General features: G+C 56.4%; 8 protein-coding genes. 2 read left to right on the plus strand and 6 right to left on the minus strand.

Going from position 1 to position 12,232, the window contains the following annotated elements; genetic code table 11:
- Positions 1-3: 3 nt before the first annotated feature.
- Positions 4-1,341, minus strand: coding sequence for a 23S rRNA (uracil(1939)-C(5))-methyltransferase RlmD (gene rlmD / locus AC6HVW_RS17330; RefSeq protein ID WP_186486131.1), 1,338 nt, complete (start codon positions 1,339-1,341; stop codon positions 4-6).
- 67 nt (positions 1,342-1,408) lie between these two features.
- Between rlmD and barA the strand changes: the two genes are divergently transcribed.
- Positions 1,409-4,141 carry a two-component sensor histidine kinase BarA gene (gene barA, locus AC6HVW_RS17335; protein WP_071682225.1) on the plus strand — a complete coding sequence of 911 codons (2,733 nt, stop codon included), beginning with the start codon at positions 1,409-1,411 and terminating at the stop codon, positions 4,139-4,141.
- 341 nt (positions 4,142-4,482) lie between these two features.
- Here barA and garR read toward each other — a convergent pair whose 3' ends face one another.
- Genes garR through AC6HVW_RS17355 form a run of 4 tightly spaced genes read right to left on the minus strand, consistent with a single transcriptional unit; the run spans position 4,483 to position 8,911 of the window.
- A complete protein-coding gene (gene garR / locus AC6HVW_RS17340; protein WP_071682224.1) occupies positions 4,483-5,367 on the minus strand; it encodes a 2-hydroxy-3-oxopropionate reductase in 885 nt (294 codons plus the stop codon).
- Between the two features lie 10 nt (positions 5,368-5,377).
- Complete coding sequence (gene garL, locus AC6HVW_RS17345; protein ID WP_071682223.1) at positions 5,378-6,151, minus strand: 2-dehydro-3-deoxyglucarate aldolase; 774 nt, start codon at positions 6,149-6,151, stop codon at positions 5,378-5,380.
- Positions 6,152-6,172: 21 nt separating this feature from the next.
- The gene (gene gudD, locus AC6HVW_RS17350; RefSeq protein ID WP_071682222.1) at positions 6,173-7,504 is read right to left on the minus strand and encodes a glucarate dehydratase; all 1,332 of its coding nucleotides are present in this window, start codon (positions 7,502-7,504) and stop codon (positions 6,173-6,175) included.
- A 48-nt stretch (positions 7,505-7,552) separates the two neighbouring features.
- Positions 7,553-8,911: an MFS transporter gene (locus AC6HVW_RS17355; RefSeq protein ID WP_024483471.1), complete on the minus strand. Its 1,359-nt coding sequence runs from the start codon at positions 8,909-8,911 to the stop codon at positions 7,553-7,555.
- 443 nt (positions 8,912-9,354) lie between these two features.
- Here AC6HVW_RS17355 and garD point away from each other — a divergent pair, with 443 nt between their 5' ends.
- The gene (gene garD / locus AC6HVW_RS17360; RefSeq protein ID WP_071682221.1) at positions 9,355-10,926 is read left to right on the plus strand and encodes a galactarate dehydratase; all 1,572 of its coding nucleotides are present in this window, start codon (positions 9,355-9,357) and stop codon (positions 10,924-10,926) included.
- A 133-nt stretch (positions 10,927-11,059) separates the two neighbouring features.
- Here the strand turns inward: garD and AC6HVW_RS17365 are convergent, their stop codons facing one another.
- Positions 11,060-12,214, minus strand: a complete 1,155-nt coding sequence (locus AC6HVW_RS17365; protein WP_071682220.1) for a CdaR family transcriptional regulator — start codon at positions 12,212-12,214, stop codon at positions 11,060-11,062.
- Between the last annotated feature and the right edge of the window lie 18 nt (positions 12,215-12,232).

Raw genomic sequence — 12,232 nt, forward strand, 5'->3', positions numbered from 1 at the left:
TCCCTACTTTTTCCGCGACCCGTGGATAAACAGCGCCATGGATTCAAGATGCCCCGTGTGCGGGAACATATCCAACATCCGCACACGCGCAAGACGATAACCGGCGTCCAGCAACACTTTGCTGTCGCGTGCCAACGTCGTGGGGTTACAGGATATATACACCACGCGCTCTGGCGCCAGTTTTACAATATGTGACATCACCCCAGCCGCACCTGCGCGGGCTGGATCCAGCATCACTTTATCAAATCCCTGTGCTGCCCATGGTTGTCGCGCAACGTCATCTTCCAGATTTTCATGGAAAAAGGAGACATTACTGAGCCTATTCCTATCGGCATTATATTGCCCATTCGCTACCAGCGTGGCAACACCTTCAATCCCGACCACCGCCTTGGCCCGCTTGGCCAGCGGCAGGGTAAAGTTGCCCATGCCACAAAACAGATCCAATATGCGATCATTGGGCTCAATCTCGAGCCATTCAAGGGCCTGAGCCACCATTTGCTGATTTACCGCATCATTTACCTGAATAAAATCGCGCGGATTGAAGTCTAAGCGTAGCCCGTCAACCTGATAATACGGCGCTTCACCGCACAGTTTTTCCAGCCGATCGCTATCCGGTGCCAAATAAACAGTGGTGCCATTTTGCTGGGCAAACTGCTGCAAAGCCTGACGATCGCCCTGCTTGAGCGCATCCAGGTGGCGCAACACCAGCACCGGTCCGTTATCCGCCAACACCAGCTCCGCATGGCCCAGACGCTGCACGGCCTGCAAGCCGCTCAGGCATTGATACAACGGCACCAGCAGCCGTTCCAGTTCCGGTGCTAATACCGGGCACTGTTTCACCGCCACCAGATCGGACGAGGCGGCCTGGTGAAAACCCATCAGCAAACGATGCTGCTGGGGCTGCCACTGTAACCCCAGCCGCGCCCGCCGACGGTAGCCATATTGTGGCCCGGCAATCACCGGTTCCTGTTGCGGCGTCACCCCGGTTTCGCGGCAGATCAAGCGCCCCAGCGCGGCCGCCTTGCTTTGCTGTTGCAGCGCCTCGGAGACATGCTGCTGCTGGCAACCTCCGCACACACCAAAGTGTGGGCAGCGCGGCTCAACGCGTTGTATGCTGCAATTTAACAGTTGCCTGAGCTGACCTTTGGCGAACTGTCGTTTGTCCTGCGTCAACTGGATTTCGGCCAGTTCTCCCGGTAAAACTCCGGGGACAAATACCGCTTTGCCTTCATGGCGTGCCACTCCCTGGCCAAATGGATCGAGGTTCGTTACCGTCACCGTGAATATTTGTGAAGCTTGCCGGGTCGTCACGCGGCGTTTCGGAGAGTAGAATTGCGCCATAATTATTGATTGTGTGTTGGTTAATTAAGCTTAAGATTAGCCTCCAATTCTCCCACATTGGAATCCCATGACCAAATACAGCTTGCGCGCGCGCATGATGATCCTGATCCTGGCACCGACTTTATTGATCGGTCTGCTGCTCAGCACCTTCTTTGTAGTGCACCGCTACAACGAACTGCAGGAGCAATTGGTCGATGCCGGTGCCAGCATTATCGAACCTCTGGCCGTCGCCAGCGAATATGGCATGACCTTCCGCAGCCGTGAGTCGGTGCGGCAACTGGTCAGTCTGCTGCATCGCCGCCATTCGGATATTGTCCGGGCGATCACCGTATTTGACTCGCAGAACAACCTGTTTGTCACCTCCAACTATCACCACAATTATACCCAGTTGCAGTTGCCCAAAGGTGTGCCGGTGCCCACCGATATGATGCTGACCCGGCGTGGCGATTCACTGATCCTGCGTACGCCAATCCTGTCGGAGTCACAGTTCCCGGACGAGGACACCAGCGGGGAGGCACATCCAGACAGCAATCTCGGCTATGTGGCGATCGAGCTGGATCTGCAATCGGTACGCCTACAGCAATATAAAGAGGTGTTCGTTTCTACCCTGCTGCTGCTGCTGTGTATGTGTATTGCCATTCTGTTTGCCTACCGCCTGATGCGCGACGTCACCGGCCCGATCCGCAATATGGTCAACACCGTCGACCGTATCCGCCGGGGCCAGTTGGATAGCCGGGTAGAAGGCTTTATGCTCGGCGAGCTGCAAATGCTGAAAAACGGCATCAACTCGATGGCGATGTCGCTGACCGCCTATCACGAGGAGATGCAGCAGAACATCGACCAAGCCACCTCCGATCTGCGTGAAACACTGGAACAAATGGAGATCCAGAACGTTGAGCTGGATCTGGCGAAGAAGCGCGCACAGGAAGCCGCCCGTATCAAATCGGAGTTCCTGGCCAATATGTCCCATGAGCTGCGTACCCCGCTCAACGGGGTGATCGGCTTTACCCGCCAGACGCTGAAAACCGACCTGAGCGCCACCCAGACCGACTATCTGCAAACTATCGAACGCTCGGCCAACAACCTGCTGACCATCATCAACGACGTGCTGGACTTCTCCAAGCTGGAGGCTGGCAAGCTGATCCTGGAACACATTCCGTTCTCGCTGCGTGAAACGCTGGATGAGGTGCTGGTATTGCTGGCCCCTAGCGCACACGACAAAGGGCTGGAGCTGACCCTGGATGTGCAAAACGATGTGCCAGAGCAGGTAATTGGCGATTCACTGCGGCTACAGCAGGTGATCACCAATCTGCTCGGCAATGCGGTGAAGTTCACCGAAACCGGCAATATCGATATCCGCGTAGAGCTACGTAACCAGTTGGAACGCCAGGTGGAGCTGGAGGTGCAGATCCACGATACCGGCATCGGGATTTCTGAACGCCAGCAATCGCAGCTGTTCCAGGCCTTCCGTCAGGCAGATGCCAGCATCTCGCGCCGCCACGGCGGTACTGGGCTAGGCCTGGTGATCACCCAGAAGCTGGTGAAAGAGATGGGGGGGGATATCAACTTCCACAGCCAGCTCAATCGCGGCTCAACCTTCTGGTTCCACATCACCCTCGATCTCAACGAAGGCATGTTGTCGCTGCCACCTAGTCTACCGGATCTGCGCGGTAAGACGTTGGCCTATATCGAAGCCAACCCAACGGCGGCCCAGGCCACGCTGAATATGTTGAGCGTCACCCATCTGGTGGTAACCCATTCGCCAACCCTGGGGCAATTGCCGAAAAATCATTATGACTTCCTGTTGGCAGGCGTACCGATCCCTTATCGGGACGCTAACGGCCAGCATCGAGACAAGCTGCTGGAGTCGCTGAAACTTGCCGATCGGGTGATCCTGGCGGTACCTAGCCAATCGCAGATCGATGCCGAAAAAATGAAAAAGCTGGGCGCTATCGGCTGCCTGACCAAACCGATCAGCAGTAATCGTCTGTATCCGTTACTGCGTCTGGAGGCCCCGTTACGTCAGAATGCGCCAAAGGTACATAGACGCTTACCGCTGACGGTGATGGCGGTCGATGATAACCCGGCCAACCTGAAGCTGATCGGTGCCTTGCTGGCAGAACAGGTAGAAAAAACGCTACTGTGCGAAAGCGGTGAGGAAGCCATCGTGCTGGCACGTGATAACGTGCTGGATATGATCCTGATGGATATTCAGATGCCGAACATTGACGGCATCCGCGCCAGTGAGCTAATCCGCCAGATGCCGCACCACAACTCCACGCCGATCGTCGCCGTGACCGCCCATGCGGTTAGCGGTGAGCGAGAACACCTGTTGGAGGCTGGCATGGATGACTATCTGGCCAAGCCGATTGACGAAGCCATGCTGACACGGGTGCTCTCCCGTTATCACACCATCGAGCTTGAACCAGAGGCAGCCCAGCCGCGTAGCCCAGCTGAACCACCGTTATCGCTGGATTGGCCGTTGGCATTGCGCCAGGCCGCCAATAAAGAGGATCTGGCGCGCGATCTGTTGCAGATGTTGATCGAGTTCCTACCGCAGGTCAGCGATCGGGTAAAAGCCGTGCTGGAAGGAGAAGAGGACGACACCATTCTCGATCTGATCCACAAACTGCACGGCAGTTGCAGCTACAGCGGCGTTCCGCGCCTTAAGCAACTGTGCTTCTATCTTGAGCAGCAACTGCGTCAGGGTGTGAGCAACGGTGATTTAGAACCGGAATGGCTGGAGCTGTTGGATGAGATTGAGCTGGTGGAGACGGAAGCGAAGTTCCAGTTGGGATAAACCAGACCCCTCACCCTAACCCTCTCCCACAGGGAGAGGGGACCGATCGAGTTCGTTATTCGTTGCAGAAACCTACCTGATCATGGCACTCAATCAACTACCTTTTACCCAGCTAACAGATTGAGCTCCACACCTTGCCACAACTCCAGACAGCTCCAGATCAAGACATAAGGGTTAGGGTGGGCCTGAAAATTCGGTGGTGTACCTTGGATGAGGGGACAATCGAGTTTGTTGAGATAGCCCCTTTATTTGCAAAAGAGCAGGGGCTAACAGCTCCCTCTCCCTGTGGGAGAGGGTTGGGGTGAGGGGCGTCACCTTAACTAACCAGTACTTTGCTGCCCCTATCGGGTAACCTCTGCCTTGGCCAACTTTTCGTAATAACACGCCAGTGCGCTGTGATCGGCATTGCCCAGACCATCGGCGCGCAGTGCCTGCATCATTTCCATTACCGCCGCGGTCAGTGGTAGCTGTGCCCCCACGCCATGGGAGGTATCCAGCGCGTTGGCCAGATCCTTGATGTGCAAGTCAATGCGGAAACCCGGTTTGAAATTGCGATCCATCACCATCGGTGCCTTGGCTTCCAACACCGTGCTGCCCGCCAGCCCACCACGGATCGCCTGGAATACCAGGTCTGGGTTGACCCCGGCCTTGGTGGCCAACACCAGCGCTTCGGACATGGCCGCAATATTCAGCGCCACGATCACCTGATTCGCCAGTTTGGTGACGTTGCCAGCGCCAATATCGCCAGTGTGCACCACCGAACCGGCCATGGTTTTCATCACGTCAAAACAGCGATCAAACACCTCTTTATCGCCGCCCACCATCACCGACAATGTGGCATCTATCGCTTTAGGCTCACCACCGCTTACCGGTGCATCGAGCATGGCAATCTGTTTGGCAGCCAGGGCTTCGCTGATTTCACGGCTTGCCAGTGGAGCAATAGAACTCATGTCTATCAGCACAGTCCCCGCTTTGGCTCCCTCAATCAGGCCATTTTCTCCCAATGCCACTTCCCGCACCTGCGGTGAGTTAGGCAACATGGTGATCACGATATCGCTCAATGCGGCCACCGCCTTTGGCGTGGCGGCAACATCAGCACCCAGCGCAGCCAGTTCAGCCACCGCACCGGCATTGCGGTCCATTACCACCAGCGAATAACCCGCCTGCAGCAGGTTTTTGCTCATGGGTTTCCCCATAATCCCCAAGCCAATAAATCCAATTTTCATCCCGTTCCCCTTATTCAACAGCCTGTTTAAACCGATCGCACAAGGCCTGCGTGGCCGTGCGAAATACGCCAAGATCGCTGCCGACGGCCACGAACCTGGCTCCCCATTCCAGATAACGGCGGGCATCAACCTCAGCCGGTGCCAAGATGCCGCTGGCTTTACCGTGCGCGCTGGCACGCTCGAAAATATGACGGATAACCGCCTGCACCTCCGGGTGATTAGGCTGGCCGAGATACCCCAAAGCGGCGGAAAGATCCCCCGGCCCGACAAAGATGCCGTCTACACCCTCTACGCCAGCTATCGCGTCCAGGTTATCGACCCCCTGCTGGCTTTCGATCTGCACCAGCACCGCTATCTGCTGGTTAATCTGGGCGAAATAGTCCGGCACGGTGCCGTAACCGTTGCTACGGTGCGACACCGAGACCCCGCGGATCCCTGCAGGGGGATAACGCGTCGACGCTACCGCCAACTCTGCCTGCTCAGCACTTTCCACAAACGGGATCAAAAAGTTGTAGAAACCGATATCCAGCAGGCGTTTGATAATCACCGGTTCGTTGCAGGGCGGCCGTACCACCGCGGCGCTAGGGCTCCCCTTGAGCGCCATCAGTTGCGGCACAAAAGTGCCTATGTCATTCGGCGCATGCTCACCATCCAGCACCAGCCAGTCGAAACCGGCCAGCCCCAAAACTTCGGTGGAGATCGGGTTGGCAAGCGCAGACCAGCAGCCGATCAGGGTTTCGCCCGCGAGCAACGATTGACGAAAAGGGTTATGGCAGCTCTTCATGAAATTTCCTCTGTAGACGGATTAACGCACCAGGCACGGGCGTTTGTTATCAAAGATCCAGCCAGGGATCAGGTACTGCATACCCTGCGCATCGTCACGTGCCCCAAGCCCGTGTTTCTGGTAAAGCTCATGGCCCTGCATTAAACGATCACGATCCAGCTCGATCCCCAATCCTGGACGTTGTGGAACCTGTACGCGGCCACCGACAATCTGCAGCGGTTCCCGCGTCAGCCGCTGGTTGCCCTCCTGCCAGATCCAATGGGTGTCGATCGCCGCAATGTTGCCCGGTGCCGCCGCGGCCACATGGGTGAACATCGCCAACGAAATATCGAAATGGTTATTGGAGTGTGAGCCCCAGGTCAGGCCGAACTCATGGCACATCTGCGCAACGCGCACCGATCCCTGCATGGTCCAGAAATGAGGATCCGCCAATGGAATATCCACCGACTGCAACTGCAGCGTATGCCCCATCTGCCGCCAGTCCGTGGCGATCATGTTGGTCGCGGTAGGCAGGCCAGTGGCACGGCGGAACTCCGCCATCACTTCCCGTCCGGAGAAGCCCTGCTCTGCCCCGCAAGGATCTTCGGCATAGGCCAACACGTTACGCAGTTGTTTACCGAGTGCGATCGCTTCTTTCAGCGACCAGGCACCGTTGGGATCGAGCGTGATGCGCGCCTGAGGGAAGCGCTGCGCCAACGCCGTGACGGCCTCAGCCTCTTCACTGCCCGCCAATACGCCGCCCTTTAGCTTGAAATCGTTGAAGCCATACTTATCAAAAGCCGCTTCCGCCAGGCGCACAATGCTTTGCGGCGTCAGCGCTTGTTCATGACGCAGGCGATACCAGTCGCAGGCCTCATCCGGCTGGCTCTGGTAAGGCAGCGGCGTCTTGTTGCGATCGCCGACATAAAACAGATAACCGAGCATTTCCACCGAGTCACGCTGCTGCCCATCCCCTAACAGGGCCGCTACCGGCACATCAAGGAACTGCCCCAGCAGGTCCAGCATCGCCGCTTCAATACCGGTCACCACGTGGATAGTGGTACGCAAATCGAAAGTCTGTAGGCCACGCCCGCTGGCATCCCGATCGGCAAAGCGTTCGCGCACCCGGTTCATCACGTTCTTGTATTCACCCAGTGTTTTGCCGACCACCAGGGACTGAGCCTCTTCCAGAGTTTGGCGAATTTTCTCACCTCCAGGGATCTCCCCTAGCCCGGTATTACCGGCGTTATCCTGCAAGATCACGATATTACGGGTGAAGAATGGGGCGTGAGCGCCGCTGAGATTGAGCAGCATGCTGTCGTAACCGGCCACCGGTACAACCTGCATGGCAGTAATTTTTGGTGCTGTAGTCATAGAGATGTCCTCAAAATTGTGGGTTCAGTTGCCAAACTCGCCGCCGTGTCACTGCCTGCTGGCCTTAGCCATCGGTTTCAGTTCGATACGCTTGATATCCCCCACGATGAACAGGTAGCTGGCCACCGCCAACAGCGCATGGATCCCGACGTAGACCAGCGCGCCGTTAAACGATCCGGTGGTACCAATGATGTAGCCGATGGCGATCGGCGTGACGATGCCGGAGATATTGCCGAACATATTGAACAGGCCACCGCTCAGGCCGCTGATCTCTTTGGGGGCGGTATCTGCCATCACTGCCCACCCCAGCGCGCCCAGCCCCTTACCGAAGAACGCGGCGGCCATGATGCCCACCACCATCCATTCGGTTTCAACGTAGTTGCAGAAAATCATCGACATCGACAACAGCATGCCCAGCACGATCGGCGTTTTACGGGCGAAGGTCAGCGACTGGGTACGGCGCATCAGGTAGTCGGAAATCACCCCGCCGAGCACCCCACCGACAAAACCACAAATGGCAGGAACCGAGGCGACAAAGCCAGCCTTGAGGATCGACATCCCCCGCGCCTGTACCAGATACACCGGGAACCAGGTGATAAAGAAATAGGTCAGCGCGTTGATGCAGTACTGGCCGATATAGACGCCAATCATCATGCGCGATTGCAGCAGCTGCTTGATCTGGAACCACTTCTCGCCTTTGACCTTCACCTGCGTGGCCTGTTTCTGATCCATATTGATCAAGGCACCGCCAGCTTCGATATAGTCCAGTTCCGCCTGGTTGATGCTGGGGTGGTCTTTGGGATTGTGCAGCACCTTAAGCCAGACAAAGCTCAGGATGATGCCCAGCCCGCCCATAAAGAAGAACACGTGCGACCAGCCAACGGCATGCGTCAGCCAACCCATGATCGGTGCGAAGATCACCGTGGCAAAGTATTGGGCCGAGTTGAAGATCGATACCGCCGTGCCACGTTCATGGGCTGGGAACCAGGCGGCGACAATCCGGCTGTTACCGGGGAATGACGGTGCTTCTGCCAGGCCGACCAGGAAGCGCAGCGCAAACAGCGCTATCACGATGCCAAAACCGCTGAAGATATCCACGAAGCCTTGCAGCAAGGTAAACAGCGACCAGATGAAGATGCTCCAGAAGTAGACCCGTTTGGAGCCAAAGCGATCCAGTAACCAGCCACCGGGGATCTGACCAATCACATAGGCCCAGGAAAACGCCGAAAAGATATAACCCATTCCAACCGGATCGAGGCCAATATCCTGAGCCATTGCGGTACCGGCAATAGAAAGCGTGGCACGATCGCCATAGTTAAATGAGGTGACGATAAACAGCATTACCACGATCCAGTAACGCTTATTGGTTCGCTTGATGGCACTGTTGGCAGCGCTGATAGTAGACATGGTGCTCTCCTGCATTACTATATTCATCCTGAAAAACCGCTAAAAATAGCTCAGAACGAAAGGTTTAAATTAAATTGCAGCCTTTTTTGAGCAGTTCGATTAATACGGCATCGGCAATTTTTAAACGCATTAACGCTTGGTGGAGAAAAGTATAGGGAACCGGCTGCCGGGACTCATCGGGCAAATAACCCAATAACAGGGCTAATATGGCGGTTTGTTTATGGCGTATGCCCAATCGGGCGCGGGCTGGCTCACGGATCCCCCAGTTGCGTGAGCTATCTCACAGCGGATTAGCACAATGCCAAAGATTGACGCCCGGGAAACGCCAAATCTAGGTCATTTGCATAATGCCCGACACCATTGCGAATGTTATGCTTTTTGCTGAGCCAGTTTTTCGATTATTACCCACGGCGTACATAAATCAGAGTGCGTGAGGTTTCACTATGTCCGAATATGCAGTTGGCAGTATTAAAGCATTACCGCGCTATATTCAGGTTCATCGGCAAGATAACGTCGCCATTGTGGTTAATGACCATGGGCTGCCTAAAGGGGCAAGCTTCCCTTGCGGTCTGACATTATTGGAGCATATTCCCCAAGGGCATAAAGTTGCGCTGCAAGATATTCCTCAAGACAGCACTATTTTGCGCTATGGCGAAGTGATTGGCTTTGCCGCACGGGATATTCGCCGTGGCAGTTGGATTGATGAATCGCTGGTGCTGCTTCCCCCGGCCCCCGAGTTGGCCAGCTTGCCACTAGCCAACAATGTGCCCCAGGCATTACCGCCTCTGGAAGGTTATACCTTTGAAGGCTACCGTAATGCCGACGGCAGCGTTGGCAGCAAGAACCTGTTGGCTATCACCACCAGCGTGCACTGCGTGGCCGGTGTGGTGGATTATGTGGTGAAAATCATTGAGCGCGACCTGCTGGCGAAATACCCCAACGTCGACGGAGTAGTAGGTCTGAATCATCTCTATGGCTGCGGCGTCGCCATCAACGCTCCCGCAGCGGTGGTCCCTATCCGCACCTTACATAATCTGGCGCTCAACCCGAACTTTGGCGGCGAAGTGATGGTGGTGGGGCTAGGCTGCGAGAAGTTGCAGCCGGAACGCCTGCTGCAGGGAACCTCAGATGTACACCCCATCTCCGTGGATGAAAACCGGATTGTGCGCCTGCAAGATGAGAAACACGTTGGGTTTCAGGCCATGGTGGCCGATATCCTGGCCGTTGCAGAGCAGCACCTGCAACGCCTGAACCGTCGCCAGCGGGAAACCGTGCCGGCCTCAGAGCTGGTGGTGGGGATGCAATGTGGCGGTAGCGATGCCTTTTCCGGGGTGACGGCCAACCCGGCAGTGGGTTTTGCTTCCGACCTGCTGGTACGCTGCGGGGCAACCGTGATGTTCTCCGAAGTCACCGAAGTGCGTGATGCCATCCACCTGTTAACCCCACGGGTCGCCGATCAACAAGTTGGCAAGCGCTTACTGGAGGAGATGGCCTGGTATGACGAGTACCTCAACCAAGGGCAAACCGATCGCAGCGCCAACCCTTCACCCGGCAACAAGAAAGGCGGTTTGGCCAACGTGGTGGAAAAGGCATTAGGCTCGATTGCCAAATCTGGCAGTAGCGCGATTGTCGAAGTGCTTTCTCCCGGCCAACGCCCCAGCAAACGTGGGCTGATTTATGCTGCCACTCCCGCCAGCGACTTTGTTTGCGGCACGCAGCAGTTGGCTTCCGGCATTACGGTGCAAGTGTTCACTACCGGCCGGGGAACCCCTTACGGCCTGACTGCCGTGCCGGTGATCAAAATGGCAACGCGCAGCGCGCTGGCTGAACGCTGGCACGACCTGATCGATATCAACGCCGGAACCATCGCCACCGGGGAGGCGACCATTGAGCAGGTGGGCTGGCAACTGTTTGAACTGATCCTGGATATCGCCAGCGGCCGCAAGCAAACCTGGTCAGATCAATGGGGTTTGTTCAACGCGTTGGCGGTATTTAATCCAGCACCGGTTACTTGAGTGCAACGCCCCTCACCCTAACCCTCTCCCCAAGGAGAGGGAACCGAACGTGCAACTATTTAGCCTCCCGACTCCGTATTAGCTGGGGTTTAAATACCGCGACACTGAAGCTTGAGGCTGGCGTACAGCTAGCCTAGTCTTCATCAAGCTGTAACCCCACATACAGCAACAGGCGCGCATCGAAATTGGCCAGGTTCAACCCGGTGAGTTCCGAAATGCGATTGAGGCGATATTCCAGCGTATTGCGGTGAATATAGAGTGCCTTGGCGGTCGCGGTGGGTTGCACATTATTCAGGAACCAGGCATTTAAGGTACGCAGCAGCAAACCATTACCATCCATGGCTTTCAAACGCTCCAACGGCCGAGCCAGCTCATCCGCCTGCCAACCGCTACGCAGGCTGCCCAGCAACACCGGCAGCATCAGATCCTGATAATAATAGGCCCATCGCTCAGGCATGCGCTGCTTGCCAACGGCCATGGTGGTGCGCGCAGTGCGATAGGAACGCACCAGGCTGCCTGGGCCAACGAAATAGTTGCCGAGCGCAATACGCACTCGTAAACGGCTGCTTTCATTGATCCGCACCAGCAGATTCTCCACTCTCCGCCGGTGGGCCTCGGCATCCCAACGCCCATGGTGATTCAGCGCCGGTTTAAGTACCACCATTTCACTGAGAGAAACAATGGCGATCAGGTTGTCACGTTCCGGCAGCGTCAGCAGCTCCTGTAACTGCTGCAACTCGGCCATGGCGCTGTCGACTCCCAACTGGCCGCTATCCACCTCCACTACCGCCGCGACGCGGGGTTGGTTGGGATCTATCCCCAGGCGGTGCGCCCATTCCATCAAGGCCGGTGACAGATCCTCCGTACGGATCAGGTTCAACACAAACTCTTCACGAAAGCGGCTGTCCTGCGCCAACAAACTCAACAATCGCGCCTGCTCCAGCATCATTTCAGCGGTCATGCAGACCAGTTCACCGTACTGCCGCAGTTGCACCGGATCACCGGTCAGGCCGATGACCCCAACGATATTCCCATCAACGTGCAACGGCAGATTAATACCAGGCCGAACACCGTGCAAATGACGGGCAACGGCATCGTCGATAGCGACCACCCTGGCCTGAGACAGCACCAGCAATGCCCCTTCATGCAGTTCCCCTAGCCGCTCAGGGTCGCCACTGCCAATAATCCGGCCACGGTTGTCCATCACGTTGATATTGCTATCAATAATTTTCATGGTGCGAGCGACAATTTCCCTGGCTAGCTTGGCATCAAGATGATACTCCGCCATTGCGTCTTATCCCCGTCG

The sequence above is a fragment of the Serratia sp. NCCP-200 genome (assembly GCF_059697885.1).

Coding starts and splice junctions, on each gene's coding strand:
- garR (WP_071682224.1), bottom strand. CDS start 5,367: ATGAAAATTGGATTTATTGGCTTGGGGATTATGGGGAAACCCATGAGC.
- AC6HVW_RS17355 (WP_024483471.1), bottom strand. CDS start 8,911: ATGTCTACTATCAGCGCTGCCAACAGTGCCATCAAGCGAACCAATAAG.
- AC6HVW_RS17365 (WP_071682220.1), bottom strand. CDS start 12,214: ATGGCGGAGTATCATCTTGATGCCAAGCTAGCCAGGGAAATTGTCGCT.
- rlmD (WP_186486131.1), bottom strand. CDS start 1,341: ATGGCGCAATTCTACTCTCCGAAACGCCGCGTGACGACCCGGCAAGCT.
- garL (WP_071682223.1), bottom strand. CDS start 6,151: ATGAAGAGCTGCCATAACCCTTTTCGTCAATCGTTGCTCGCGGGCGAA.
- gudD (WP_071682222.1), bottom strand. CDS start 7,504: ATGACTACAGCACCAAAAATTACTGCCATGCAGGTTGTACCGGTGGCC.
- garD (WP_071682221.1), top strand. CDS start 9,355: ATGTCCGAATATGCAGTTGGCAGTATTAAAGCATTACCGCGCTATATT.
- barA (WP_071682225.1), top strand. CDS start 1,409: ATGACCAAATACAGCTTGCGCGCGCGCATGATGATCCTGATCCTGGCA.